Source organism: Microbacterium luticellae, from assembly GCF_050408645.1.
Lineage (GTDB): Bacteria > Actinomycetota > Actinomycetes > Actinomycetales > Microbacteriaceae > Microbacterium.
Genome location: NZ_JBNTKE010000004.1, coordinates 144,133 through 168,802, shown reverse-complemented (window position 1 = coordinate 168,802; position 24,670 = coordinate 144,133). Strand labels below are relative to the sequence as shown.

Annotated in this window: 21 protein-coding genes; 17 read left to right on the top strand and 4 right to left on the bottom strand. The window is 58.8% G+C overall.

Annotation, left to right across the window (positions count from 1 at the left end; all coding sequences use genetic code 11):
* Positions 1 to 71: 71 nt before the first annotated feature.
* Both ACQUSW_RS11420 and ACQUSW_RS11415 read left to right on the top strand, forming a co-directional pair.
* On the top strand, positions 72 to 1,082 hold the full coding sequence (locus tag ACQUSW_RS11420; protein WP_428932427.1) for a LacI family DNA-binding transcriptional regulator: 1,011 nt from the start codon (positions 72 to 74) through the stop codon (positions 1,080 to 1,082).
* A gap of 83 nt (positions 1,083 to 1,165) precedes the next feature.
* The gene (locus ACQUSW_RS11415; RefSeq protein ID WP_428932426.1) at positions 1,166 to 2,296 is read left to right on the top strand and encodes a glycerate kinase; all 1,131 of its coding nucleotides are present in this window, start codon (positions 1,166 to 1,168) and stop codon (positions 2,294 to 2,296) included.
* Between the two features lie 30 nt (positions 2,297 to 2,326).
* Here the strand turns inward: ACQUSW_RS11415 and pgm are convergent, their stop codons facing one another.
* On the bottom strand, positions 2,327 to 3,970 hold the full coding sequence (gene pgm / locus ACQUSW_RS11410) for a phosphoglucomutase (alpha-D-glucose-1,6-bisphosphate-dependent) (RefSeq protein ID WP_428932425.1): 1,644 nt from the start codon (positions 3,968 to 3,970) through the stop codon (positions 2,327 to 2,329).
* Between the two features lie 115 nt (positions 3,971 to 4,085).
* Between pgm and pheA the strand changes: the two genes are divergently transcribed.
* The 11 genes from pheA (at position 4,086) to ACQUSW_RS11355 (ending at position 16,527) form a co-directional block, all read left to right on the top strand.
* On the top strand, positions 4,086 to 5,033 hold the full coding sequence (pheA, locus tag ACQUSW_RS11405) for a prephenate dehydratase (RefSeq protein ID WP_428932424.1): 948 nt from the start codon (positions 4,086 to 4,088) through the stop codon (positions 5,031 to 5,033).
* Between the two features lie 532 nt (positions 5,034 to 5,565).
* Complete coding sequence (locus ACQUSW_RS11400; protein ID WP_428932423.1) at positions 5,566 to 6,753, top strand: cytochrome P450; 1,188 nt, start codon at positions 5,566 to 5,568, stop codon at positions 6,751 to 6,753.
* A 161-nt stretch (positions 6,754 to 6,914) separates the two neighbouring features.
* Complete coding sequence (locus ACQUSW_RS11395; protein ID WP_428932422.1) at positions 6,915 to 7,760, top strand: NHL repeat-containing protein; 846 nt, start codon at positions 6,915 to 6,917, stop codon at positions 7,758 to 7,760.
* Positions 7,761 to 7,777: 17 nt separating this feature from the next.
* Positions 7,778 to 9,040: an FAD-dependent oxidoreductase gene (locus tag ACQUSW_RS11390; protein ID WP_428932421.1), complete on the top strand. Its 1,263-nt coding sequence runs from the start codon at positions 7,778 to 7,780 to the stop codon at positions 9,038 to 9,040.
* Positions 9,037 to 9,510 carry a flavodoxin domain-containing protein gene (locus ACQUSW_RS11385; protein WP_428932420.1) on the top strand — a complete coding sequence of 158 codons (474 nt, stop codon included), beginning with the start codon at positions 9,037 to 9,039 and terminating at the stop codon, positions 9,508 to 9,510. Before ACQUSW_RS11390 ends, ACQUSW_RS11385 begins: the two co-directional genes overlap by 4 nt.
* An 11-nt stretch (positions 9,511 to 9,521) precedes the next feature.
* A complete protein-coding gene (locus ACQUSW_RS11380; RefSeq protein WP_428932494.1) occupies positions 9,522 to 11,006 on the top strand; it encodes a mannitol dehydrogenase family protein in 1,485 nt (494 codons plus the stop codon).
* 148 nt (positions 11,007 to 11,154) lie between these two features.
* On the top strand, positions 11,155 to 12,516 hold the full coding sequence (locus tag ACQUSW_RS11375) for an ABC transporter substrate-binding protein (RefSeq protein WP_428932419.1): 1,362 nt from the start codon (positions 11,155 to 11,157) through the stop codon (positions 12,514 to 12,516).
* An 85-nt stretch (positions 12,517 to 12,601) separates the two neighbouring features.
* Positions 12,602 to 13,564 carry a carbohydrate ABC transporter permease gene (locus tag ACQUSW_RS11370; RefSeq protein WP_428932418.1) on the top strand — a complete coding sequence of 321 codons (963 nt, stop codon included), beginning with the start codon at positions 12,602 to 12,604 and terminating at the stop codon, positions 13,562 to 13,564.
* The gene (locus ACQUSW_RS11365) at positions 13,561 to 14,412 is read left to right on the top strand and encodes a carbohydrate ABC transporter permease (RefSeq protein WP_428932417.1); all 852 of its coding nucleotides are present in this window, start codon (positions 13,561 to 13,563) and stop codon (positions 14,410 to 14,412) included. The genes ACQUSW_RS11370 and ACQUSW_RS11365 overlap by 4 nt, the downstream gene beginning before the upstream one ends.
* 151 nt (positions 14,413 to 14,563) lie before the next feature.
* On the top strand, positions 14,564 to 15,601 hold the full coding sequence (locus ACQUSW_RS11360) for a LacI family DNA-binding transcriptional regulator (protein ID WP_428932416.1): 1,038 nt from the start codon (positions 14,564 to 14,566) through the stop codon (positions 15,599 to 15,601).
* The gene (locus ACQUSW_RS11355; RefSeq protein WP_428932415.1) at positions 15,598 to 16,527 is read left to right on the top strand and encodes a carbohydrate kinase family protein; all 930 of its coding nucleotides are present in this window, start codon (positions 15,598 to 15,600) and stop codon (positions 16,525 to 16,527) included. Before ACQUSW_RS11360 ends, ACQUSW_RS11355 begins: the two co-directional genes overlap by 4 nt.
* 142 nt (positions 16,528 to 16,669) lie before the next feature.
* Here ACQUSW_RS11355 and ACQUSW_RS11350 read toward each other — a convergent pair whose 3' ends face one another.
* The 3 genes from ACQUSW_RS11350 to ACQUSW_RS11340 all read right to left on the bottom strand — a co-directional run bounded on the left by ACQUSW_RS11350 (position 16,670) and on the right by ACQUSW_RS11340 (position 19,921).
* The gene (locus ACQUSW_RS11350) at positions 16,670 to 17,746 is read right to left on the bottom strand and encodes an LLM class flavin-dependent oxidoreductase (RefSeq protein ID WP_428932414.1); all 1,077 of its coding nucleotides are present in this window, start codon (positions 17,744 to 17,746) and stop codon (positions 16,670 to 16,672) included.
* Positions 17,747 to 17,784: 38 nt separating this feature from the next.
* Positions 17,785 to 19,260, bottom strand: coding sequence for a dicarboxylate/amino acid:cation symporter (locus ACQUSW_RS11345; RefSeq protein ID WP_428932413.1), 1,476 nt, complete (start codon positions 19,258 to 19,260; stop codon positions 17,785 to 17,787).
* A gap of 169 nt (positions 19,261 to 19,429) precedes the next feature.
* Positions 19,430 to 19,921 carry a hypothetical protein gene (locus ACQUSW_RS11340; protein ID WP_428932412.1) on the bottom strand — a complete coding sequence of 164 codons (492 nt, stop codon included), beginning with the start codon at positions 19,919 to 19,921 and terminating at the stop codon, positions 19,430 to 19,432.
* Positions 19,922 to 20,183: 262 nt separating this feature from the next.
* On the opposite strand from ACQUSW_RS11340, the gene ACQUSW_RS11335 reads away from it, so the two are divergent.
* The 4 genes from ACQUSW_RS11335 to ACQUSW_RS11320 all read left to right on the top strand — a co-directional run bounded on the left by ACQUSW_RS11335 (position 20,184) and on the right by ACQUSW_RS11320 (position 24,670).
* Positions 20,184 to 22,715 (top strand): ATP-dependent Clp protease ATP-binding subunit, encoded by a 2,532-nt coding sequence (locus ACQUSW_RS11335; protein ID WP_428932411.1) that lies wholly within the window; start codon positions 20,184 to 20,186, stop codon positions 22,713 to 22,715.
* Positions 22,716 to 23,044: 329 nt separating this feature from the next.
* A complete protein-coding gene (locus ACQUSW_RS11330) occupies positions 23,045 to 23,545 on the top strand; it encodes an amino-acid N-acetyltransferase (protein WP_428932410.1) in 501 nt (166 codons plus the stop codon).
* A gap of 18 nt (positions 23,546 to 23,563) precedes the next feature.
* Entirely contained in the window at positions 23,564 to 24,217 is a 654-nt protein-coding gene (locus ACQUSW_RS11325) for a hypothetical protein (RefSeq protein ID WP_428932409.1), read from the top strand.
* Positions 24,218 to 24,256: 39 nt separating this feature from the next.
* A complete protein-coding gene (locus tag ACQUSW_RS11320; RefSeq protein ID WP_428932408.1) occupies positions 24,257 to 24,670 on the top strand; it encodes a dehydrogenase in 414 nt (137 codons plus the stop codon).

The following is a 24,670-nucleotide window of genomic DNA, read 5'->3' as shown; positions in this document are numbered from 1 at the left end:
CACGCTAGCGTTTGCGCGTGATAACGTCAACATGACAGCGCGACATCATGCGCGATAAAGAAAGGACCACCGTGGCAACACGCGTATCTATGGCGATGGTGGCCGCCCACGTCGGCGTGTCAGGCCAGACGGTGTCGCGCGTCGTGCACGGTAACCCGCACGTCGACCCGAGCACGCGCCGCAGGGTTGAGCAGGCCATGGCCGAACTGGGCTATCGGCCTCACCGCGCCGCGCGTGCTCTGCGCACCGGCCGCTCGCACACGGTGGGCGTCGTTGCGGCATCGTTGGGCACCGTCGGTAACTTTCGCATGGTCCAGGCGGTTGTCGAATCGGCCGCGCGGCACGGTTATGCGGTCATGGTTGTTACTGCCGCGGACGAACCGTCGCTGGCTGCCGCCTTCGACCGGCTGCATGAAGAGAACGTCGACGGTGTGATCGTGCTCAACGAGGCCTCCGCTTTTGTGCCGGAAACCCCTCGACCGACTGGCCTGCGCATCGCCGTGGTTGACGCCGAAGCATCGCCGCTCTACAGTACCGTCTCCAGTGCTCACGCCGACGGCGCTCGCACGGCAACAGCGCACTTGCTGGCTCGTGGGCACACCCGTGTTCATCACATTGCGGGGCCCGCCGAGTCGTTTGCCGCCCGCGAGCGCGAACGAGGCTGGCGCGAGACCCTGCTTGCGGCAGGCATCACGCCGCCTGAAGTCGTGCGTGCCGAATGGTCGGCGCAATCGGCGTACGACGTGGCAGCGCAGCTGGGCCGCGCTACGGCCGTTTTCTGTGCCAACGATTACCTGGCACTCGGGCTCATTCGCGCATATGCCGAAAGGGGCATGCGTGTGCCAGAGGATGTCAGTGTCGTGGGGTTTGACGACGTGCCCGAGGCCGCTAATTACCTACCGCCCCTCACCACCGTGCGGCAAGACTTTACTGCCTTGGCGGAGGCCGCATGGACAGCACTGGGGCTTCCTGCAACTAATGATCAGAAGAAAACGATCGAGGTATCACGCGGTGCGCACGCCAGCATTGCTACCGCCCTCGTGCAGCGCGCCAGCACAGCTGCACTCACGGTTTCCGCGTAGCCGGACGCCCCGGCAGACGAGCGTTTCATCATGGCTACGAGGTTGATCCTCTAGGATCATTGTTCGATGAACAGAGTCGCCGTATGACGCGCGTCGTCATTGCCCCCGACAGTTTCAAGGGCACCATTACAGCCGCCGATGCCGTTACTGCGCTTACGGTCGGCTGGCATAGCGTTGATCCGAGCGCCGACATTTGTGCCAGGCCCATGGCCGACGGCGGCGAAGGCACTCTCGATGCCTTTGCGGCGGTGCATCCGGAAGCCGAGTATCGCACCGTGACCATCACGGGCCCCGATGGTTTCGAGATCGAAGCCCTGTGGCTCTATTTGCCACCGACACCGGATGCCGCACACGGCACGGCCGTCATCGATGTTGCCTCGACCGTGGGTATTGAACTGCTCACAGAACTGTTGCCGCTCGACGCAGATACGACAGGTTTTGGCGAAGCGATCGCTGCCGCACTCGATGAAGGCGTATCGCGCATCATTGTGGGCATTGGCTCGAGTTCATCGACCGACGGTGGCACGGGAATGCTGCGGGCACTGGGTGCACGATTTATCGATGCAGAAGGCGAAGAAACTCCGTCGGGTGCACGGGGTCTCACCGATATCGTCGCGGTCGACATGAGCCAGATGCGCCCGGCGCCCGAGGTTCTCGTGCTGACCGATGTCACGAATGCACTCGTGGGCCGCCGCGGAGCCGCCCGCGTGTTTGGGCCGCAAAAAGGTTTGAGTAGCGCCGCTGACATTGGTCGCACCGATGCGGCGTTGGCAAAGCTTGCGCGCTTGCTCGAGGTCGATGCCCGTACCCCCGGCTCAGGCGCGGCCGGTGGGCTCGGCGCAGCACTGTTGGCGTGGGGTGGGCGGCTGGTGCCCGGTGCCCACGAAGTGGCAGAACTTATAAAGCTGGACGCAGCCGTGCATGATGCTGACATCGTCATCACGGGCGAAGGTTCATTCGATGGCCAATCGGGTGCCGGTAAAGTGCCCGCCTATGTTGCCGAAATGGCAGCACGCGCGCACGTGCCGGTCGCGCTCGTAGCCGGGCGTATAACGCCCGATGCCCACACCGATGCCTTCGTTGCCACCGCTTCGCTTACCGAACTGGCAGGAACCGCCGACGCCGCCATGAACGACGCCGCGCACTGGCTCGAGCAAGCAGGTGCTGACCTCGCACGTCGCATCGGCCGCGCAGCGGGTGCCTACGGCACGTGAACGACAAACGCCCGCTAACGGTGCCGGGGTTTACTGTTCGAGAGCTTCGGTGACGACGGCGCGTGCTTCGTCTTGCACCTGCGCCAGGTGCTCAGGCCCTACGAGGCTCTCGGCATACAACTTGTAAACATCTTCTGTGCCCGAGGGGCGCGCGGCGAACCACGCGTGCTCCGTCTGTACTTTCACGCCGCCAATCGCCGCACCATTTCCGGGCGCATGCGACAGTTTGGCAACGATGGTTTCTCCGGCTAGCTCTGTTGCCGAAACGCTGTCGGGCGAGAGCCTGCCCAGTGCTGCTTTTTGCTCGGGCGTTGCTGGGGCATCGACACGTTCGTATGACGAAGCACCAAAGGCTTCTTCGAGTTCACGGTAGCGCTCCGACGGCGTTTTGCCGGTGACGGCGATGATCTCGGCGGCCAGCAGACACAGCAAAATACCGTCTTTATCGGTTGACCATGGGCTGCCGTCCATACGCAAGAACGACGCCCCGGCCGACTCTTCACCGCCGAATGCCACCGAGCCATCGAGCAGGCCCGGCACAAACCATTTGAATCCCACGGGCACTTCGAGCAGACGCCGGCCGAGCGATTCTGCGACACGATCAATAATCATCGACGACACGAGTGTCTTGCCCACCGCCGCGTTACGCGACCACCCGGTGCGATGCGAGAAAAGATAGTCGATCGCTACCGCCAAGAAGTGGTTGGGGTTCATAAGACCAGCATCCGGGGTCACGATGCCGTGGCGGTCAGCGTCGGCGTCATTGCCGGTGAGCACATCGAAATCGGCGCGGCGTTCAACCAGCGACGCCATGGCATGCGCCGAGGACGGATCCATGCGAATTTTTTCGTCCCAGTCGAGCGTCATAAACCGCCACGTCGGGTCGACCTCAGGGTTCACAACCGTGAGGTCGAGCTCATACATTTCGGCGATGAGCGCCCAATAGTCGACCGAGGCGCCACCCAGCGGATCAGCACCGATGCGCACACCCGCGCGACGAATCGCATCAATGTCGATGATCGATGGCAAATCGCGCACATAGGCGTCGCGAAAATCGTAGGTGCCAATCGTGTCGGGTGCGATATCGGCCCAGGGTGTGCGTTGCACCCCGGCAAGCACCTCGGCAATGAGCGCATTCGCGCGTTCGGCAATCCAGCCGGTTGCGTCGGTGTCGGCCGGGCCGCCATGGGGCGGGTTGTATTTAAAACCGCCGTCACTGGGCGGGTTGTGCGAGGGGGTGATGACAATACCGTCGGCCCGGCCCGAAGCGTGTGCGGCAAGACCGCGGTTGTGGCTCAGAATCGCGTGGCTGATGGCAGGAGTGGGCACCCACGAGTCGCGCGAGTCAACCCGCACATCAACGCCCGCGGCAATCAATACCTCAATAGCACTGCGCTCGGCAGGACGCGAAAGGGCGTGCGTATCGCGCCCCACAAAAAGCGGGCCTGTGATTCCTTGTTTACGTCGATACTCCACAATGGCCTGCGTGGTGGCCAAAATATGGTGCTCGTTAAAACTCGAATTCAGAGCAGAACCACGGTGACCACTCGTGCCAAATACCACCCGGTGGGCGGGGTTAGCGGGGTCGGGCACGCGGTCGTAGTAGGCCGCAATCAGTTCGTCGACATCGATGAGGTCACTTTCCTCCGCACGGAGGCCGGCACGGCTTGTCATGCAATCAGTTTGCCTCGTCGCCTGTGCATTTGCATCATCCGTGTCACAAAAACGATGTTCCGGATGCCGCGGGCCAGCCCGACTGTCGGCGTCGCCCCGGCACAGTATTAGGCTGATGGTCGTGACCGAACCCCGTACCTACAGCTATCTCGGACCCGCCGGAACCTTCACCGAAGCCGCTCTGGATCAGGTTCCTGAGGCCCGAGGGCAGAAGTGGCGCGCTGTGCACAACGTCGGTCAGGCGCTCGACGACGTGATCGAAGGGCGCAGCCATGCCGCGATGATCGCCATCGAAAACTCCATTGAGGGCGGTGTCTCTACCACTCAAGATGCCCTCGCGGTGCTGCCCGATCTGCGCATCGTGGGTGAGTATCTGGTCAAGGTCGATTTTGTGCTGGTAGCACCACCAGGCACCACGCTCGACGAGGTATCGGTGATCACGGCGCATCCGGTGGCTTACGCCCAGTGCCAGCAGTGGCTGACACACAACCTGCCCAACCATTCGCATGTTCCCGCCGCCAGTAACGTGGCCTCGGCACTGTCGGTGCTCGACGGTTCATCGCCCGCACAGGCAGCAATTGCAGCGCCGGGAATTATTCGCCACCACGACGTTGAAGTGCTCGCCGAAAGCATGGGCGACAACGACAACGCCGTCACCCGATTCGTACTAGTCACGCGTGCGGCCGCACCGCCACCACCCACCGGCGCCGACAAAACCTCGCTCATTGTTGAGCTCCCCGGCGACCACCCCGGTGCGCTGCTTGAAATGCTGGAACAGTTCTCGGCCCGCGGCGTTAACCTCTCGCTACTCGAGTCCCGCCCCATCGGCGACTCCCTCGGCCGCTACCGGTTCGTGATCGATGCCGACGGGCATATTCTCGATGAGCGCATGGCCGATGCCCTCCTGGGTATACGCCGATTCTCGCCGCGCGTCGTATTCCTCGGCTCCTATCCCCGCGCCGACCGCCGCATCGTGCACTATCCCGACCGCTACGCCGACGGGGTCTTCGAAGAAGCCCGCGACTGGCTCCGGGCGCTCATTAGCGGGGCACCCGGCGCGTAGGCTTGCGTGTCTGCGAGCGCGTGCTCAGGCCTCTGCCGCAAACGGTCACATCAAATCGTTGGAATGTAGTTGATTACATCGCTTGATGGGATAGAGCAATGCAAATGCTACTGGGAGAGGTAGCTGTGTGGCCTGACCTCTCAGTCGATTAAATCGCGAAACACATCGAGGAATTCACAACGCATAAATGGCTGTAGCCCACGCTTCTGTGCAGCGGGCCAAGCTTTGAGCGCCTTCGTGAAACCGAGTAGTTCTTGGGGTAGGTGCTCGCTGCAATCTATGCGTGCCCCTTGGTCTGAGGTGAGACTGAGGGGCAGTTGCGGGCAGGCGGAACAGAAACCGGGATGGTGATGTCGCATTCACAACTAGTCGTGCTCGCCAGTCGTGAATACGAAGCTCTATCCGTATCAATATGACTACGTTGACAGGCAAAGCTAGTCCGTACTAGTCTGGCATCTGCCAAGAATATGGCAACGTGGACAGAAGCGTGGCGACGCCCTAAAGGGTGCGCTGCATGATCGAAGGAGATCGCATGACTGGCGGTACTCAGCTCTGGGACCCGTTCGATAAGGCGTTTATTGAGGATCCGTTCCCGACCTACGCGATGCTCCGTGAGGAGCGTCCGGTTTACCATAACGAAGAGCGTGGATTTTACGCATTAACGCGGTGGGACGATGTGGTCGAAGCGAACCGTGACTGGGCAACTTACAGTAGTGCCGAAGGGGTAGATCTCGACCGTACGGGTTCGATTTTCTTTGGTGAAGGAAACATCGTGGAGCAAGATCCCCCGTCGCACGACATCTTCAGGCTCGTGCTCACTGACTTCATTAATCCTGGATTCGTGCGCCTGCAGGAGGAAGACGTCACTCGCCGGGTGCAAGAGTTGACTGACCGTCTCGACGGACGGTCAAATGTGGACTTTGCTGGAGAGTACGCGATGCGCCTCCCGCTCGGAGTCGTGTGTGACCTTCTGGGTATCGACGGGTCAGACCATGAGTGGGTTTTTGGCCGCTTCGTTACGATGTTTGAGCGAGAGTCGGGCAGCACTGAAATCCCTCAGGTTGCACTTAGCGCAGCTGCAGAGGTGCGCGACTATCTTGAGAACGAATTGAAGTCGCGACGTCGGGGAAAAGGCACGGGCGATTTGTTGTCCGCGATTGCCAACGGCACCGTTGGAGACAGGCCGCTTACCCACCTTGAGCAGGTTGGAATGAGCACACTGGTTATTTCGGCGGGAATCACGACAACGAAAAACTTGCTCACCAACATCTTCTGGTACATGGCACGCAATCCCGAACTGCGGTCAACTGTAGAGGAGCGCGCAGCCCGGTATGCGCAGCCCATGATTGAGGAGTTCCTTCGCTTCGATAGCCCGATCCAGAACTCATCACGTACAGCGATGACAGACGTCGAGCTTCATGGCGTCACGATTCCCCAGGGATCCACTGTGACCCTGGTCTACGGATCTGCAAATCGAGACCCAGAGCGTTTCGATGACGCCGATCAACTAAATGTCACGCGGCGCGTTGGTAAGCACATGGCTTTTGGAGGAGGGGTACACCTCTGCATTGGGGCTCCGCTCGCGCGACTCGAAGCAAAGATCGTTCTCCAACACGGATTACCGCAGATGAAGCAGTTTGCGATGGGTGGCGAACCCGAACGTGTTTTGAAAATGAACGAACGTGGCTTTGAGTCTCTACCTCTGGTGTTCGACAAGTGAGTGCGGAAGCCCCGTCGTCCGTCGGGCTGGACAAGGCGCTCAGTACCAGTTGGCATGACCTCACTGGTGTTCTCCCCGCGGGATCGAAAGGGTGGGCCCACCCCGGTTTGGCATACAGAGCCGGTGTCTTTCTGACTGCCGATCCAGCCGACGCGCGCATTGTGGCGTTCGAAGAAGACGGTCAGAATCTGTGGTCGATGGATGTCCCCGCTCGTGAGATCCATGGCATCGAGATAGATGATGAGCTGATCTGGCTCGCTGATCCTGGCAACAAGGAATGTCCCGACGGGCAGGGAAGCTATTCCACGCAAGAGGGTGAGAATGGTGGGCAAGTGCTTGCTATTCGTCGAGACGGAACAACTGCTGTCCGCATTGGTGCTCCGTCCTTACCGATTTACGATTCGAACGTCTTTCGGCCTACGTCCGTCGTTGCCGCCGAAGACCTATGGGTAGCTGATGGGTATGGTGCGAACTTAGTTCACAGATACAACCGGTCGGGGGACTTGCTTGGATCCATCGGCCTAGAAGGTGTTGAGTTTGACAATCCACATTCCATCGCATGGGACGACCGGGATGGCAGGAATGAGCTTCTGGTCGCGGATCGAGGTAACAATCGTATTCTTGCCATAGAACCGACGACTGGAAAGGTCAATCGAGTCATCGGTGACGGCGTGGTCGAACGGCCATCTGGCATGGCCATTTGGCGAAATCTCTTGGTCGTGGCAGATCTAAACGGGCGAATCTCTCTGCTCAACTCTGAGGATGAGTTGCTCACGCACCTAGGTGAAAGTGGGGTTGACGCTCTGGATCGAGACGGTTGGCCGAATGTGATCCAGGGCGGCTTGACTTTGCGGCCAAGTGTGGATCCCGGCAAGTTCAATGCTCCGCACGATGTCGCTGTAACGCCAGATGGTTTATTGGTTGTCTGTGAATGGATGATTGGCGGGCGGCTCACGGCTGTTGACCTTCCCATCATTCTTTCGGTGCTGTCGGCACCGGCGGGCTAGTTCACTCGAAAGAAGGAATGACAATGGTTTCGGTTGCCATTATCGGTAGCGGCCCTGCGGGGTGCTACACCGCACAGTTCTTATCGAAGCTCATTCCAGAAGCAAACATCACGGTCTTCGACCGACTCCCTGTTCCATTTGGTCTCGTGCGATACGGTGTCGCGCCTGACCACCAAGGCACAAAAGCAGTAACTCGACAATTCGATCGTCTCTTTGAGCGCGGTGGCGTCCGCTTTGCCGGCAACATCGAGGTAGGTACGGATGTCAGCATCCAGACAGTCGAGTTAAACTTCGATGTCGTCGTCGTCGCGACAGGGTTGGACGAAGACCGGCTGTTGGGAATTCCCGGCGAAGATCACCATCGTGTGATCGGCGCCGGGCACATCGTACGCATGGTTAACGGTCATCCTGACGCTAGCGAAGAGATCGCTCTTGGCAACGATATTGTGCTGATAGGCAATGGGAATGTCGCCGTTGATGTCATGAGGATGCTGCTGAAACCTTTGGAGGAATTCGAGGGGTCGGATGTTGAGGAAAGCGTCCTTCGACGGCTTCGAGGGTCTGGCGTGCGGAACATTGACGTTGTTGGCCGTTCCTCAATGGCAGCAGCGAAATTTGATCCAGTTGTTCTCCGTGAGCTTCGGGGGCTTCCGGGTGTCGGGTTTGCTGTTGATGGTGAGTTCCCCCTCGAGGGCTCCCGCATTGGTGATGTCGTACGCGAACTTGTTGAATCCAGTGATCGAACCGCGACGACTACTGTCACGCTGAGGTTTAGCTGGACACCAACAGCGGTGTCAGGTAATGGAGACGAGTGCCGCGCAGAATTTGTATCAGAGGACGGGAAGCGTCTTGTGCTGGATGCAGACTCGGTGATTACCGCCATCGGCTTCCAACACGCCCAGCGACGCCTATATCCAGGGGATGAGTCCGAGCCAGATTCGGTCACTATTGCGCCAGGAATCTACCGGACCGGCTGGTACAGGCGCGGACCTCGAGGCACGATTCCGGAGAACCGGCTTGATTCTCGTGAGGTCGCTGAAACTATCGCAGCAGATATCAAAGCCGGTCGTATTTTGGTGGGGCGACCGGGATGGCCCGGACTACCGGCATCGGTGCAAGAGAAAGCTGTTGATTTTGCAGGGTGGCGCGTAATCGACCGCTTTGAGATCGAGCGAGCAGAAACAGGGCGGAAACGGCGTAAGGTCACCGCACGAGAAGACATGCTGCGATTGGCTACGAAAGAGTTCGCTAAAGGCGACGAAGTGGAGGACAAGAAATGAAAATTGTGATCCTGTTTGGCACCGAATCAGGCACCTCGGAGTTCGTTTCCAACGACCTCGCAGATGCCATCGCCGATTTTGATGACAACATTGAGGTCGAAGTCAGTGATATGGCAGATCAGTTCGTTGGCGATATTGATTTGGACGCTTTCCATCTAATTGTTTGCGCTACCTACGGAGAAGGTGACCTACCTGCCAGTGCTAAGCCTTTATATGCTGAACTGCAAGGAGAACGCCCCGACCTCACGGGACTCCGCTATGCAATGTTCGGTCTCGGCGACTCAAGTTACGAGGATACGTACAGCTTAGGCAGCGAGATCATCGACAAGATTCTGGCCGAACTCGGTGCCACCCGGGTGGGGGAGTATGGTCGGCACGATGCTACAGGTCGAGATGATGCTACGGACGTGGCTCTTGCGTGGCTTGAAGGCTTGCAGCAGAGCGTTCTGACTGCTCACGCGAATGCGTAGGCAGAGTTGTGATGATTCAGCTCAGCCAGCAGACACTTAACGACCTTCCCGCCACAGTTAGCCGCCCTCGATATGACAGATCTCTAGTGACGTGCGGGATCGTACATTTTGGCGTCGGAGGCTTCCATCGCGCACATCAGGCGCTTGCTGTTGACACGCTCATGAACCAAGGTCACTCGTTTGACTGGGGCATCTGTGGAGTCGGTACCCGCCCGGAAGACGCTCAAATGCGCGACGTACTTCGTGCTCAAGACTATCTCTACACTGTGGTCGAACGTGATGCTGACGGGTCTGTGCAACCGCAGGTGATCGGATCGATCATCGACTATCTCTTCGCTCCCGACGATCCGGAGGCGGTGGTTGAGAGGATGGTTGATCCGAAGACTCGTATTGTTTCACTGACCATCACTGAGGGCGGATACAACACAAATTTTATCACCGGTGAATTTGACCTTACGAATCCCGAGGTTGCAGGCGACCTGATGGCGGATGTTGACGCGCTCAGGACTCCGTTTGGTCTCATTACTGAAGCGCTAGCGCGGCGGCGGAGCCTTGGGCAACACCCATTCACGATCCTGAGTTGCGACAACATCCAGGACAACGGCAGGATCGCAAAAGAAGCATTTCTCGCTTACGCCGGAGCATCGGATCCGGGATTGGCTGACTGGATCCGAGAGAGCGTTGCGTTTCCCGCAACCATGGTGGATCGCATCACTCCGGCAACGACTGATGATGATCGCGATTTTGTGCGGCAACAGCTGGGTTTTGTTGACGACTGGCCAGTCGTTTGTGAACCTTTTTTCCAGTGGGTCATTGAAGATGAGTTCACGACCGGCCGCCCAAGGCTGGATGTCGCTGGAGCTCAGTTCGTTGACGACGTGAGGCCGTACGAATTGATGAAGCTTCGGCTCTTAAATGTCAGCTACGTCGGTGTCGGACATCTTGGGGCGCTCAAGGGATATCAGCTTGCATATCAGAGCGCACAAGATGCGGCAGTCGCGCGATTTTTGCGAGCCTACATGAATGAAGTCTCGAGCAGCTTGAGACCGGTGCCGGGGGTCGACCTCGATGTCTACAAAGACCAACTTATCGCCCGTTTCTCGAACAAATACGTTAAAGACACGATCCGGCGCTTGAGTATGGAAGGTTCCGACCGGTTGCCCAAGTGGTTGTTACCGGCAGTTTGGGAGATGCTCGCCGACGGGCATTCTGTCCGGTATTCGGCGGGGATCATCGCGGTCTGGGCTCGTTTCGCTGAAGGTGTAGATGAGCGTGGTCATAGCCTTGAGGTCGTTGACCGTCTAGCGAGTGAGCTCGTGGCTCGAGCGAGTGAGCAGCGCCTGGATAATCTCGCGTTCTTGCGTGATCAGCAACTCTTCGGAGAGATTCTGGAGCAGCCAGAATTTACTACCGCATACACAGCGGCGCTTAGTGCCATGCATCGCAACGGTGTCCAAAGCTGGCTCCAAGTTGCGTCCCAGGGGCTTCAAAAGTAGAACGTGAGTTAAAACTTATCTGACTACGTTGACAGAAGTTACGTAGCCGATATATCGTTTACTTAGCTAAAAATATGACAACGTAGACATATAAGGTTTGCGAAATTCCTTCGCACACTTACGTCAACGAAGACAGGAAGGCAATTACATGCGCAGCAAGAAACTGACCCGGAGAAAGGTCGGGGCCGGTGCCGCACTGGTTGCGGTAAGCCTGACCATTACTGCGTGCGCGGGGGCCGGAGGCAGCGGCAGCAGTTCTGGCGGCGGAGACGTCGTTACGCTGACCTTTGCCTCGGTGAATACACCGCAGTTCGCGGACCTGCAGGAGATGGCAGTCGTATTCGAGAAAGAAAATCAGGGCATCAAGATCGACTTCATCCAGATGTCTGAGAGTGATCTCCGTGATGCTGTGACCGCGGATATCGCAACAAACGGTGGCCAATACGACATCCTCACGATCGGTTCGTATGAGGTGCCGATCTGGGGCGACAATGGCTGGTTGGCGGACCTCACCGACCGGGCTGTGGCCTCGAACGACTACGACGTTGAGGACTTCCTCGAACCAGTGCGAAAGCAAGTCACTGTGGAGGACAGCCTGTACGCAGTTCCCTTCTATGCCGAGTCGTCATTCCTCATGTACAACAAGGAGATCCTCGATGCAGCAGGTTTAACCGTTCCGGAGCACCCAACCTGGGACGAGGTTGCTGCTATGGCACGTCAGGTTCAGGATTCCGACACCACTGGTATCTGCCTTCGAGGTAAGCCTGGCTGGGGGGAAGGGATCGTCCCGCTTACCACGATGGCGCAGACGTTTGGCGGCGGTTGGTACGACGAGAACTGGAACGCGGGCCTGAATGAGCCTGAGTTCATTGAGGCAGTACAGTTTTACGCCGATCTGCTCAAAGATGCTGGTGAGAAAGACCCGGTGTCCTTCGGTTTCACGGAGTGCTTGAACCTGTTTTCCCAGGGAAAAGCAGCGTTCTGGTATGACGCGACCAGTGCTGGGGGCCTCGTCGAAACGCCAGAACTGAGCGACGTGGCGGGTAAGGTCGGCTTTGCTCACGCTCCCGTGCGAGACACTGCTGAGTCCGGATGGCTCTGGTCATGGAACCTTGCCATTCCCGCGAGCTCCGAGAAACAGGACGCTGCCTGGGCGTTCATGGAGTGGGCAACGAGCAAGGAATACGTCCAGCACGTTGGCGAGACACTTGGGTGGGGGAGAATTCCCTCGGGTGGCCGCGAGTCTACCTTTGCGCTCCCGGAGTACCAGGAAGCTGGCGCTTCGTTCGCCGATCTGACGCACGACATTATGCTCGCAGTTAACCCCGATCAGCCGGGTGTCTCACCACAACCGTATGTTGGCATTCAGTATGTCACCATCCCGGAATTCCAAGACCTCGGAAATCAGGTATCGCAGTTGCTCGCCGAGGTGTACGCGGGCCGTTCGTCCGTCGAGGACGCGATGAACGCAGCTCAGAAGCTTGCTCAAGAGGCAGCGCCAACCGATTAGTGAACGGTCCGGGGTCCGACATGTGCTGACATTTTCCGGACCCCGGATCTCAAACATTTAAGAAGCAGGCCGAGGAACTCATCTCATGACCATCGCAGAATCGACGACGCACGCGATCGTCACCAAGAACACTAAGCCACCTACGCGGTCCTCGACCGGAATGACAGGGCGTGATCGAAAGGCACTGCGCATCTCGCGGACGCTGCTGTGGCCCGCTCTGGCCGTGCTGCTTCTCGTGACGCAGGTCCCCTTCGTCGTCACCATCTATCTATCGTTCCAGAAGTGGAACCTGCTGAAGCCTGGTGAACAGGGATTTGCAGGCATCGACAACTACGTTGCTGTGCTTAGCCGCGGTGCATTCTTCTCTTCGCTGTGGGCTACCGTGCTCATCGTAGGAACGAGCGCGCTACTCTCCCTCGTAATTGGCATGGTCCTCGCACTGCTCCTCGACCGGAAGTTTCCTTTCCAAGGAGTCGCAAGAACCCTTCTAATCACGCCATTTCTCATGATGCCGGCCGCATCCGCATTGATCTGGAAATGGGCAATGTTGGACTCAAATTCCGGCATGGTTAACTGGGCGCTTTCGTTGGTCGATTTACCACCAGTCTCCTGGAATACCGACCTGCCGATCCTCACTATTGTCATCACACTCACCTGGCAGTACACGCCGTTCATGATGCTCATTCTCCTGGCAGGTCTTCAAAGCCAACCGCAGGACGTATTGGAAGCTGCGGCTGTCGACGGTGCCGGACCATTGCGAACGTTCTTTGCAATGACGATGCCGCACTTGAGGCAGTATGTGGAGCTTGCAGTACTCCTCGGTGTCATCTTGATGCTCCAAGTTTTCGACCCTGTCGCGATCATGACACGGGGTACCGGCGGAACGAAGACCCTGCCGTACCTTCTGTACGAGCGGGCCTTCATCGGCCTCGAAATCGGTGAGGCAGCGGCATACGGTGTCCTAGCTGTGATCGTGACCATCATTGTGGCGACCATCGCCCTGCGGTTGCTGTTCAAGATGTTTAAGACGGAAGGAATCGTGCGATGAGCACTTCGACTGCAGTTCCGGCCCGGGCAAAGGTGCGAAGGCGCGTTGTAAGTACTGTGCTTACAGCGATAACTTACGTTGTCACGATAGCGTTCTTCTTCCCCGTCGCGTGGATGGTTCTGACGGCCTTCAAACCCGAGGCAGTGGCAGCGACTAATCCCCCCACGATCTTCACCGAATATACGATGGAGAACTTCGCGAAGGTAATGGACAGCGGGTTCAGCGGCTATCTGATCAACTCTTTGATCGCTTCGGTAACGTCCACGGTAATTGTGGTAGTCCTGGCCATACCGGCAGCATACGCTCTGTCGGTACGCCCCGTGAAACGGCCAACCGATATTTTGTTCTTCTTTATTTCTACGAAGTTTCTACCGTTAGCTGCAGCGGTTATACCGATTTACCTGGTGCTCCAGCAGTTGCGTTTGCTCGACAACATCAACGCTCTCACTGTGCTGTATATGGGCATGAACTTACCACTCGCGGTGTGGATGATCCGTTCCTTCTTGATGGAGGTGCCAACGGAAATCATTGAAGCAGCGCAGATGGATGGTGCAAACTTGCGTACAGAGCTAGTGCGTGTAGTCCTGCCGATTGTGGCCCCGGGAATTGCCGCTGCAGCGCTCATCTGCTTCATTTTTGCGTGGAATGAATATTTCTTGGCGAATATTCTTACGTCTACAGTTGCGAGAACGACACCCCCGGCTCTCAGCGGGTTTGTATCGGGACGTGGACAGTTTCTTGCGGTGTTGAGTGCAGCGGCCACAGTTGCCGTATTGCCGGTCATCATTGCGGGATGGGCGGCACAGAAGCGCCTGGTTCGCGGACTGGCAATGGGTGCTATTAAGTGAGACCGCGATTCATAATGCAGTTCATAGCGAGAGAAATGACTCGTGGCAATACAATGTGACCACGCTGGCATCTGCGCACTCGAGTCGGGCCGACTTCGGGCGAGAACTTTAGACAGGGGAAACTATGGCATCTGATTCGGGAAGCGCTGTCGTGCGGCGTCCGAAGCGGATTCAACGGGCGACGATGCGAGACGTTGCGGCACTTGCGGAGGTTAGTGCAAAGACGGTATCCCGCGTAATCAACGGGGAGAAGTATGTCTCTAACGAGATCGCGGAGCGCGTGCGCGATGCGATGGAGCGATTAGATTACCGACATAATTTGGCGGCAAGCCAATTGCGGGCTGGAACGAATGCAGCAGCTATTGGAGTCATTCTTGTCGATATTTCCAACCCCTTCTCATCGGCCGTGCATCGAGCCATTGAAGATGTTTTTCGTCCACTTGGTATCTCAGTTATTGCTGCATCGACTGATGAGGATGCCGTGCGTGAACGGGAGGCTGTCGTTACATTTGCGGCCCGCCGTGTCGACGGTTTGATTATCATGCCGGCGAGCCATGACCACAGCTACTTGAGCGCCGATGTACGCGCGGGAACTCACGTCATCATGATTGATCGCCCGCCATCGTTTCTCAACGTGGATTCAGTTGTGTCCGACAACCGCGCGGGTGCTACTGACGGAGTGCGGCACCTGGTCAAATACGGTCATCGCCGTATCGGCTTTATTGGCGACTGGCCGGAAGTAGTCTCGTCTCAGTTGCGCTTCGAGGGTTACGAGGATGCACTCGCCGCAGCGGGGATCGACATCGACGAGTCCGTGATCGTTCGAGGTTTCGACTCACCAGCCGATGCGGAAGGAGCGGTTGTACGAATGCTTGAAGTCCGAGATGCGCCGACAGCATTCTTTGTTGCTCAGAACGTGCTGTGTGGGCCTGTTGTGCGGGCTCTCCGGCAGGTTGGACAGCAACGTAGCGTTGCCGTCGTTGGCTTCGATGGCTTCGAAGGGGCTGACCTAGTTGAACCCGGACTCACTGTGATAGCACAGGATCCGTTTCGCATAGGCGAACTTGCAGCAGAAACCCTCGCTGGACGCCTCGACGGAACGATCGCATCAACTGCCAGTCACCATGTCCTACCGACCTCGCTGATAGAACGAGGATCAGGCGAGTTGCCAGGACCGTTCGCGTCGTGACTCGTTCGGTCTTAGTCGTTGGCGAGGTGCTCGTTGACGCCATCGGATCCGCGGCTGATCCAGCAATTCGCCCGGGTGGCTCGCCAGCGAATGTTGCGATTGGACTTGCACGGCTCGGTTTCCCGGCCGAACTGGTCACAGCTTACGCGCAGGACACATCGGGCGAGATAGTCAAGCAATGGGTGGAAGATTCCGGGGTGACTCTGTCGCCCGAGTCCGCAATTGTTGGCTCTACAGCTGTGGCACGTGCAACGCTCGACAGTGCCGGTGTGGCAAGTTATGAGTTCGACATTGACTGGTCTTTGCCTAGATTCTCCGCCGACATACTGAGCGGGAGACCGCTAGTCCATGTCGGTTCACTGGGTATGTTCCTCGAACCCGGTGCCTCGCGGGTCGCCGAATTGGTTCGGCTAGCTGCTTCCGAGGGGATCCCGGTGTCGGTGGACGCGAACATTCGTCCAAGTGCATTGCCGGATCCCCATACTGCGCGCGTGCAGTTTGAGAACATCGTGAAACGGAGCTCTATCGTTAAGCTCAGTGATGAGGACGCAGCCTATCTATATCCGGGTTTGAGCGCTGAGGGCGTTGTAGCACGGCTTCATTCATTGCCATCGATGGTGGGCTTAGCAGGGCGTACTGTTGCGCTGACACAAGGAGAGAACGGTGCTCTGATTGGGAGCGACTCTGAAGTAGTACGGGTATTTGCGCCACGCACCAACGTCGTCGATACGATCGGTGCGGGAGATTCGTTCATGTCCGGCTTGATTTATTGGCTTTTGATGCATGATGTAAATCATTGGTTTTCACGTGACACGCTCGTCGACGCCGGGAACTTTGCGGTCAAGTGCGCTGCGATTACGGTCGCCCGCGCTGGTGCAAACCCACCTCATCTTGACGAAGTTGAGAACTTTTATGCGGCAATTTGATCGCTAAGTTTTTTTAAGACCTGAAGAGAATCAGGTGACGTTTGGCTAGAATCTCATAGCTCGGACGATGAGAGTTTTATGCACTGCGTACGTATGGAAGACGAGATCCAAACCGAAAATACCGTAGTAGACAGACCGCTGTTCATGAGCCAGCCGGTTGGCGCGCACCAAGCTCATCGGCCAGCAACTGCAGGGTCTGCCGGCGCCCGGGCGCAGTGCGCTGCGGTTCGGCAGCATACGACCCGGCAATGGGTGAAACCATCACTTCGTCAACCCCATGCTCGGTCGCGAAATCACGCACCTGCTGCGCAACATCCTGGCCCGTACCCACAAACCAACGGGCCCGCGCGGCCTCAACAACCTGCTTCTCTTTATCGTCGGCACGCGCCAGTCCCTCGTGCGCCTGCTCGATAGTGTCGAGCGCTCGCAGTGGACGGTTCAGCCGTAGGCGTGCCATCATGCGCAGCTGCGGCAGGGCGCGGTCTTCGGCTTCTTCTTGCGTGGGAGCCGCCACCACATTGGCGGTGAGGAAAGTCACCGGTTCGCGGTACTGTTCGCTGGGTTGAAACTGCGAACGGTAAATGTCAAGCGCACGCTCGAGCCCGAGGCCCGCGAAGTGGTTGGCAAAAACGTAGGGGAGTCCGCGCGACGCCGCCAGCTGCGCCGAATAGTTGCTCGAACCCAGCAGCCAGATTTGTGGTGCCGTGAGCGCGGCGGGTGTGGAATGCACGCTGTACCGCCCGCCGCTGGTGAACTCGATCGTTGCGCCCTCGGGGTCGAGCATGAGACCGATGTCGTCAACGTGCTGCGGAAACTGTTCCACGTCGCCACCGTGCCCGCCTGCGCGCAACAGCTGCGTAATAACAGGATCACTGCCCGGAGCCCGACCCAAACCCAGGTCGATACGGCCGGGCGCGAGCGCCTCGAGAGCCGCGAACTGTTCCGCAACAATCAGCGGGGCATGGTTGGGCAGCATCACCCCGCCAGAGCCGATCCGGATGCTGCTCGTGCGCGCCGCTGCCGCCGCGATCAACACGGGCGGCGAGGTTGAGGCAACAGCCGGCATATTGTGGTGCTCAGCAAACCAATAGCGGCGCATGCCGAGCTCATCGGCACATTGCGCGAGGTCGAGCGAAGCAGCAATCGCGTCGGCACTGCTTTGCGCGGTGCGCACCGGAACGAGGTCGAGCACAGAGAGGGCGGGGGCTGTTGCAGTCATCGTCAGCAACAACCCCGCGCCCGCCCGGATCATTCCCGCTAGGGGGCAGGTACTACAGAAGCACCCGGAGTCTCCGCGTCGTTCTCGGTGCTTGCATCGTTCTCGGTGCTGTCGATGTTCTCGGCGGCGTCATCGTCTTCGTCGGCGAAAGGTAGACCCTCGCGCGGCGCGTTGTACAGGTCGAGGTCGAGAATGCCCTCGCGTTTGGCGACGATCGTGGGAATGAGCGCCTGACCGGCCACGTTCACCGCCGTGCGACCCATGTCAAGAATCGGGTCGATGGCCAGCAGCAGACCAACGCCTTCGAGCGGCAGGCCGAGCGTTGACAGGGTGAGCGTGAGCATAACGATGGCGCCGGTGGTTCCGGCCGTTGCGGCAGACCCTACCACCGACACCAGCACGATAAGCGCGTACTGAATAATGCTCAGATCAATACCAAAGAACTGCGCCACAAAGATCGCCGCAATAGCGGGATAGATGGCCGCGCAGCCGTCCATTTTGGTGGTCGAGCCGAACGGCACAGCAAACGAAGCATACGAGCTGGGCACACCGAGGTTGCGTTCGGTAACACGCTGCGTCAGCGGCAGAGTGCCGATCGACGAGCGGCTCACAAAACCCAGCTGCACGGCAGGCCATACGCCCGAGAAATACTGTTTGGGCGAAAGGCCGTGTGCCTTCGCCAGAATCGGATACACCACAAACAGTACGAGAGCGAGCCCAATATAGATCGCGCCTGCAAACCAGGCCAGGCCCGCCAGTTTCTCCCAGCCATACTTGATGACTGCCGAACCAATAAGACCAAAAGTGCCCAGCGGTGCGAGCCGGATGATCCACCACAGCACCCGCTGAATAACCTTCAGCAACGACTCGGTAAACGCCAGGAAAGGCTCGGCCTTACGGCCCGCCTTCAGCGCCGCAATGCCGACCACAGCGGCGACAACGATCACCTGCAAAATGTTGAAACCGACCGACGACGAGACCGCGCCCGTATCGGAATCGAGACGACTGCTCACGGTAATGCCGAGAAAGTTTTGTGGGATAAGACCGAGCAAGAAGTCCCACCACGAACCAATCCGCGAAGGCTCGCTCGCATCGAGTCCCTCACCGGCACGCGCACCCGGCTGAATAACAAGGCCCAGCACAATACCGATCGACACGGCAAAGAACGCGGTGATCGCAAACCACAGCAGCGTCTGCCCAGCAAGACGGGCCGCATTTTGTACGCGACGCAGATTCGAAATACTGGCAACAATCGCCGTAAAAATCAGCGGTACGACAGCGGCGCGAAGAATAGTCACATAAGAACTACCGATCGTGTCGAGCGTTGACGACAGTGCCGTGGGGTTCTCGGTGCTCGAACCAATACTGCGGCCCAACAGGCCCGCCGCAATGCCGAGCACCAGTGCCAGCAGAATTTGAAAACCAAAAGAGCTGAGCAGTTTGCGAACAGGGCCGCGCGTATCGACCTTTGCCGTGCGTGGCCGCGTGGGAGATGGGGAAGAGGTGGTAGTCATGGTGCTCCGAAAGAAAGCCGATGCGGCGTCGTGCGGCGCCGATGCCAAACAACGCTAAACCGCAGCGCTTTCATTCCCGCCACATATGACAAAGCATGACGACACAGAACGTCATAGTGCGGCATCCGGGAGTCATAGAGCAGCATCCGGCAACCGCTGCCCCGGGCAGTTATGCGCTGTGACGCAGCGTCGAAAGAATAACCCCCACCGGAATACTCACCACGAGCACGACCATAAAAGCCCGAAAAACAAAAAGCCACAGACCCCGGATGCCGCGCTGCCGCCGCCACCGCGTCACCATCAGTGCGATCGCAACAGCCGCCACCAAAAGAACCGAACCGGCAATAACTGCACAGGGAGACGCGAGCAGCGTGCCCGCGATGATCGTCGCGTTACCGCTGTTCCACAGCACAAGCTGTGCCCACCCAAGCGTGATCGTCGAACGTTCGGTCGGCCACAGCCAGCGCGCAATCGCCATCGACACCTGCGCCACACCCACCACCAGCACCAGGTAGGCGGCCATCCAACTGCCGCGATACACCTCGAGCGGATCCGTGACCGCCGCAACCAGACCACCCGCAATGACAGCGACAACGCCCATAGCGGCCAGCGCCACCGTGCTCGAATCGCGGCGGAAACCGGGTGCGGAAGCTGTTGTCATCGTGACCTCGACGCTGTCATAGTGCGCCCGCACATATGCGGACACCTCTAGGCTACGACTCGATTCTTTGCGTGGGCTTTGCGCGAAGAGCTCCCCCAACAGTCACGGCAACGGTGGCTGAGCGCAGCATCCGGGGTCGCGCTATGCCGACGGCGAACACGGGCATACCCGGCGGCCGCAATCGTTACTCTCGATGTAACCGGCACTTCTAAGTGCCTTCGCCCGTGACGATTCACAACGTGCGAACAAGAGGAGTGACAGCATGTTCGAGAGATTTACCGACCGCGCCCGTCGGGTGGTTGTGCTCGCCCAAGAAGAGGCGAAAATGCTCAACCACAACTACATCGGCACGGAGCACATTCTGCTTGGCCTCATTCACGAGGGTGAGGGTGCCGCGGCCAAAGCGCTCGAATCATTGGGCATCTCGCTCGACGCCGTGCGCGAGCAGGTGCAAGACATTATTGGACAGGGGCAGCAGCAGCCGACCGGACACATTCCGTTCACACCGCGCGCCAAAAAAGTGCTCGAACTGAGCCTTCGTGAAGCACTGCAACTGGGCCACAACTACATCGGCACCGAGCACATTCTGCTCGGCCTCATCCGTGAAGGCGAAGGCGTCGCCGCGCAGGTGCTCGTCAAACTGGGCGCCGACCTCAACAAGGTACGCCAGCAGGTTATCCAGATGCTCTCCGGTTCGCCCGGCCGCGAACCCGCAGCCGTATCGGGAGCCGCGCACGAAAGCCAGGCCGGCACCCAGGCCGGCTCGCAGGTGCTCGACCAGTTCGGCCGCAACCTGACCCAGGCAGCCCGCGACAACAAACTCGACCCGGTTATTGGCCGCGAAAAAGAGATCGAACGCGTCATGCAGATCCTCTCTCGCCGGTCCAAAAACAACCCGGTACTCATCGGTGAACCCGGTGTCGGCAAAACAGCCGTTGTTGAAGGCCTCGCTCAGGCGATCGTGAAGGGCGACGTACCCGAAACGCTGAAAGACAAGCAGCTGTACTCGCTCGACCTCGGCTCACTCATTGCCGGATCGCGCTACCGCGGTGACTTCGAAGAGCGCCTCAAAAAGGTGACAAAAGAAATCCGCACCCGCGGCGACATCATCGTCTTCATCGACGAGATTCACACGCTCGTCGGTGCCGGTGCCGCCGAAGGCGCTATCGACGCCGCCTCAATTCTGAAGCCGCTGCTCGCCCGTGGAGAGCTGCAGACGATCGGTGCCACCACCCTCGACGAATACCGCAAGCACTTCGAAAAAGATGCCGCGCTCGAGCGCCGGTTCCAGCCCATCCAGGTGAACGAACCGAGCCTGCCGCACGCCATCAACATTCTGAAGGGCCTGCGCGACCGCTACGAAGCACACCACAAGGTGCAGATCACCGACGGTGCCATCGTTGCCGCAGCAAACCTCGCCGACCGCTACGTCAGCGACCGTTTCTTGCCCGACAAGGCCATCGACCTGATCGACGAAGCCGGTGCCCGACTGCGGCTGTCGATTCTGTCGAGCCCGCCCGAACTGCGCGAGTTCGACGAAAAAATCGCTGCCGTGCGCGAAGAAAAAGAGCAGGCCTCCGAAGCACAAGACTTCGAAAAGGCCGCCGCACTTCGCGACCAAGAAAAAGAACTTCTTGGTGAACGCCTACGACTAGAAAAACAGTGGCGTTCGGGCGACGTCGCCACCCAGGCCGTTGTCGACGAAGGGCTCATCGCCGAAGTATTGGCGCAGGCCACCGGCATCCCGGTCTTCAAACTCACAGAAGAAGAGACCAGCCGTCTCGTCTTCATGGAAAAGGCACTGCACCAGCGTGTTATCGGGCAAGACGAAGCCATCTCGGCACTGTCGCGCACGATCCGTCGTCAGCGTGCCGGGCTGAAAGACCCCAAGCGCCCCTCGGGATCGTTCATCTTTGCCGGGCCCACCGGTGTCGGAAAAACAGAGCTCGCCAAAGCACTGGCCGAGTTCCTGTTCGACGACGAAGCCGCGCTCATCTCGCTCGACATGTCGGAATTCGGTGAAAAACACACCGTCTCGCGCCTCTTCGGTGCCCCTCCCGGTTTTGTCGGCTTCGAAGAGGGCGGACAGCTGACCGAAAAGGTGCGCCGCAAGCCATTCTCCGTTGTGCTGTTTGACGAGATCGAGAAGGCCCACCCCGACATCTTCAACTCGCTGCTGCAGATTCTTGAAGAAGGCCGCCTGACCGACGGTCAGGGCCGGATCGTCGACTTCAAGAACACCGTCATCATCATGACCACCAACCTCGGCTCGTCGGCGATCGCCGGCGGACCCGTGGGCTTCCAGGTAGAAGGCAACACGCAAACTACCTACGAGCGCATGAAGGGCAAGGTTGACGAAGAACTCAAACGCCACTTCAAGCCCGAGTTCCTCAACCGTGTCGACGACATCATCGTGTTCCCGCAGCTGTCGAAGGTAGAACTGCGCCAGATCGTTGGCCTGTTCGTCAAACAACTGGCCGACCGTCTGCTCGACCGCGACATGACCGTCGAGCTCTCCGACGACGCGAAAGACAAACTCATTGATATCGGCTTCGACCCCGCGCTCGGAGCACGACCCCTCCGTCGTGCCATGCAGCGCGAAATCGAAGACCGCCTCAGCGAGAAAATCTTGCACGGCGAACTCGACACCGGCGACCACGTGAAGGTCGACGTCGTCGACGGAGCCTTCACCTTCGAACACGGGCCGCGCGGCGAAAAAGTATCGGTCGGAATCAACACCGGAGGCGGAGTGATCCCCTCTACCCCCGACCTCGCAGCTTCGTCAGGCGAATAGCTGGGCGAGTAGCTCGATAAAAACCGGGTTCCGGATGCTGGAAGTAGCATCCGGAACCCGGTTTTTTGTGTTTCTGAGTGTTGGGGTGGCTGTTTGCTGCTTGTGTCGGCAGTTTGTGTTGACCCAGAACAGGAAAATTGCCGAGAGCTGCACGTTTTGCGTGAAATCATGCGCCATTCGGCAATTTTCCTGTTTTCGGCAACCCGGCTGGCGCGCGGGGGAGTGGCGAGGGCCGGATGCTGGGCGCGGACGTGTGATGGGGGCGCGGGAGGTGCGGGAAACAGGCCAGGGCATCGGGGGCGTCCAGGGAGGGGTCGTAGGGTGGAGGGGTGAGCGAGTTTCATGTTCGTCCGGCACGGACTTCAGACATCCTGGGTATTTATCACCTGCTGGAGCCGCTGGTTGAGCGACGAATCTTGCTCGGGAAAGACCTCGCAGTGCTTTATGGTGCGGTGCAGGAGTTTGTGGTGGCCGAGGCAGGTGATGAGCTGATCGGTTGCGGTGCTTTGCACGCGATGTGGGAAGACATTGGTGAGGTGCGTACGCTGCTGGTGCGTCCCGACTGGTTGCAGCGCGGTGTGGGGCGTCGGCTGGTGGAAAAGCTGGAGCATGATGCTCGCAATCTGGGACTGTCACGACTTTTTTGCCTCACTTTTGAGGTCGCTTTTTTCACGCGCCGCGGGTATGAGCCGATTGGTGAGCATGTGGTTGCTCCCGACGTGTATGCGCAGCTTTTGCGGAGTGGTGACGAGGGTGTGGCCGAATTTTTGGATCTTGCGCATGTGAAACCCAACACGCTGGGTAATACGCGCATGCTTAAGCACCTTTAACGCGTCTACGCTGGAATCATGACCCGACCATCGCCCGCTGTTTATCGCCGACGGCGTCTTGTTGTTTTTGGTGGGTTGGTGCTGGCTATTGCCCTGGTCGTGTGGGGAATCTGGGCCGTTGTAGCATCCGGCTCATCGCACGAGAGCAAGCCGACGTTGTCACCGCAACCTTCGGTGTCGCCGACCACTGCCGAGCCTGAGGTTTCACCGTCGTCCGAAGTGACCGATGAGGCGACCCCGGATGCCACGACCCCGCCGCCGTTGGTGGCCTGCACTGCCGCTGATGTTGATGTCGTGGCGGTGACGGATGCCGATGTGTATGCCAGTGATCAGAAACCGCAACTCTCGATTTCGATCACGAACCGTACGCAGCAGGACTGCACGCTGAACGTGGGTACGGCGAAGCAGGTTTTTACGGTGACCAGCGGTGCTGATGTGTGGTGGCGGTCGACGGATTGTCAGACGGAGCCGAGCGACATGATCGTGACGGTGAAGGCCGGGTCGACCGTGTCGAGTGCTGAACCGGTGGTGTGGGATCGTACGCGGTCGAGTGTTGACACGTGTGATTCGGATGATCGTCCGCGGGCTGCGGCCGGGGGTGCTTCGTATCATTTGACGGTGGAGATCGGTGGCCTTCCGCCGTCGGATACTGTGCAGTTTATTTTGCAGTAGCGAGTCGTTGTGGCGCGCGTAGGAGTGACAGGGTGAACAGTGGCAGCGAAGAAAAATAAGAAGAAACAGCGGCAAGTGGCATCCGGTTTCCGATCAGAAGCCCTCGCGCAGGCGCTGGAGAAGCAAGATATGGCTGCGGTAGCGCTGGCGTTGCGGCACGGCAACACGGTGGTGCCACTTATGGCAGCAGGGGATCGCGATAATCCGCTCGACGCGGGAGAAGTATGGACGTATCGCGCGCCCGACACAGGTGAGATCGCGCTGCTGTTATTTAGCGATGCGAAAAATAAGCCCACCAATCTGCCGCCGCATGTGGGGGTGTATCCGCCTGCGTGGCTCATGGGTTTTTTGCGGGAGCATCACGAGGCGATCACGACGGTCTTTATCGACATCGCTGGTCCTCATCCGATGCAGGCGGCGCCTGAAGATCTGTTGCAGGCGCTGGAGATGTGA

Excerpts from the sequence above, each read along its gene's own strand:
- ACQUSW_RS11415 (WP_428932426.1), top strand. The coding sequence starts at position 1,166 with ATGACGCGCGTCGTCATTGCCCCCGACAGTTTCAAGGGCACCATTACA.
- pgm (WP_428932425.1), bottom strand. The coding sequence starts at position 3,970 with ATGACAAGCCGTGCCGGCCTCCGTGCGGAGGAAAGTGACCTCATCGAT.
- pheA (WP_428932424.1), top strand. The coding sequence starts at position 4,086 with ATGGTCGTGACCGAACCCCGTACCTACAGCTATCTCGGACCCGCCGGA.
- ACQUSW_RS11400 (WP_428932423.1), top strand. The coding sequence starts at position 5,566 with ATGACTGGCGGTACTCAGCTCTGGGACCCGTTCGATAAGGCGTTTATT.
- ACQUSW_RS11390 (WP_428932421.1), top strand. The coding sequence starts at position 7,778 with ATGACAATGGTTTCGGTTGCCATTATCGGTAGCGGCCCTGCGGGGTGC.
- ACQUSW_RS11385 (WP_428932420.1), top strand. The coding sequence starts at position 9,037 with ATGAAAATTGTGATCCTGTTTGGCACCGAATCAGGCACCTCGGAGTTC.
- ACQUSW_RS11380 (WP_428932494.1), top strand. The coding sequence starts at position 9,522 with ATGATTCAGCTCAGCCAGCAGACACTTAACGACCTTCCCGCCACAGTT.
- ACQUSW_RS11375 (WP_428932419.1), top strand. The coding sequence starts at position 11,155 with ATGCGCAGCAAGAAACTGACCCGGAGAAAGGTCGGGGCCGGTGCCGCA.
- ACQUSW_RS11370 (WP_428932418.1), top strand. The coding sequence starts at position 12,602 with ATGACCATCGCAGAATCGACGACGCACGCGATCGTCACCAAGAACACT.
- ACQUSW_RS11365 (WP_428932417.1), top strand. The coding sequence starts at position 13,561 with ATGAGCACTTCGACTGCAGTTCCGGCCCGGGCAAAGGTGCGAAGGCGC.
- ACQUSW_RS11350 (WP_428932414.1), bottom strand. The coding sequence starts at position 17,746 with ATGACTGCAACAGCCCCCGCCCTCTCTGTGCTCGACCTCGTTCCGGTG.
- ACQUSW_RS11345 (WP_428932413.1), bottom strand. The coding sequence starts at position 19,260 with ATGACTACCACCTCTTCCCCATCTCCCACGCGGCCACGCACGGCAAAG.
- ACQUSW_RS11340 (WP_428932412.1), bottom strand. The coding sequence starts at position 19,921 with ATGACAACAGCTTCCGCACCCGGTTTCCGCCGCGATTCGAGCACGGTG.
- ACQUSW_RS11335 (WP_428932411.1), top strand. The coding sequence starts at position 20,184 with ATGTTCGAGAGATTTACCGACCGCGCCCGTCGGGTGGTTGTGCTCGCC.
- ACQUSW_RS11325 (WP_428932409.1), top strand. The coding sequence starts at position 23,564 with ATGACCCGACCATCGCCCGCTGTTTATCGCCGACGGCGTCTTGTTGTT.